The following is a 1,157-nucleotide window of genomic DNA, read 5'->3' on the forward strand; positions in this document are numbered from 1 at the left end:
GCCATGTCCGGCGCTCCGCAGCGCATGTCCAGCGGCCTGATCATTCCCGTCGCCGGCATCCAGCCATCGCAACTGGTCGACACGTTCACCGAGGCGCGCAGCGAAGGCCGCGTGCACGAGGCGATCGACATCATGGCGCCGGCCGGCACGCCGGTGCTGGCGGCGGTGGACGGCCCGGTCGCCAAGCTGTTCACCAGCGCGCGCGGCGGGCTGACGATCTACCAGTACGACGGCGACGCCCGCCGCGTTTATTACTACGCGCACCTGCAGTCGTATGCCCCCGGCCTGGCCGAGGGCCAGGCGCTGCGCCAGGGCCAGTTGATCGGTTTCGTCGGCAGCAGCGGCGACGCCAGCCCGACCGCCCCGCACCTGCACTTCACGGTGGGCGACCTGGGCCCGGACAAGAAGTGGTGGCAGTCGACGGCCCTCAATCCGTATCCGCTGCTGGTGCGATGACGGGTCAGTGCACCGTCTTCGGGCTGGCGTCGAAGCGGCGAGCGTAGTCGCGCTCGTCGGCCACGCGCCGCACGAACCCGTCGTCCACTTCCGGCGCGCCGTAGACCGCATAGGCGACTTCGCCGCCGTCGCGCACGCCAAGCTGGCGCAGGCTGTAGCGCGGCGCGCCGCCGCCGGTGTTCTCGGGGTAGTGCTTGGGCGGTTGCGGGCCATCCAGGTCCATTTCGGTGTTGTCCACCACGCCACCGACAAAAAGTGCACGGACCATGACCCCTCCACGTTCGTTGTGATGCGGCCAGACTGAGCCGCCGCGCGTTCGATCGCGATGAAGCGGGCGTCGCGGATGCGGCAAGGCACTAGACTGTGACGCCGTTCCCGAGCTACCCGCCGTGCAAGCCGATCCGGCCCTCGACGCCCTGTTCCTGCCCTTCGACGACGGCACGCTGCCCGCGCCGACCGGGGGCGCCTTCCTCGGCGCACGACCGGGGCCCGCGCTGCAGCGCTGGGCGTCCGCCGGCCTCACCTGTGAGCAGGACTACCGCCCGACCGCCGCCGCGCTCGAACGTGCCGGCATCGAACCGATCCGCGACGAATTGGTACCGCCGGCGGCGTTTTCGACCGTGCTCGTCCTGCCCTCGCGCCAGCGCGACCAGTCGCGCGCGACGCTCGCCCGCGCTGTCATGCTGGCGGGCGCGAACGGG

2 protein-coding genes and 1 pseudogene are annotated in these 1,157 nt (G+C 71.3%); 2 read left to right on the plus strand and 1 reads right to left on the minus strand.

The window, feature by feature from the left end; translation table 11 throughout:
• On the plus strand, nucleotides 1-456 hold a 456-nt coding region (locus FW784_RS14005; protein ID WP_205123633.1), incomplete at its 5' end, for a M23 family metallopeptidase.
• Between the two features lie 4 nt (nucleotides 457-460).
• Here the strand turns inward: FW784_RS14005 and FW784_RS14010 are convergent.
• A complete protein-coding gene (locus FW784_RS14010) occupies nucleotides 461-724 on the minus strand; it encodes a hypothetical protein (protein WP_149353935.1) in 264 nt (87 codons plus the stop codon).
• 121 nt (nucleotides 725-845) lie between these two features.
• Between FW784_RS14010 and FW784_RS14015 the strand changes: the two are divergent.
• A pseudogene (locus FW784_RS14015) lies at nucleotides 846-1,157 on the plus strand (class I SAM-dependent methyltransferase); the annotation flags it as partial.

It is taken from the genome of Cognatilysobacter lacus (genome assembly GCF_008274655.1).
Taxonomy (GTDB): domain Bacteria; phylum Pseudomonadota; class Gammaproteobacteria; order Xanthomonadales; family Xanthomonadaceae; genus Cognatilysobacter; species Cognatilysobacter lacus.

Bases quoted from the DNA above. Each gene is read 5' to 3' on its own strand.
- FW784_RS14010 (WP_149353935.1), bottom strand. From the start codon at position 724: ATGGTCCGTGCACTTTTTGTCGGTGGCGTGGTGGACAACACCGAAATG.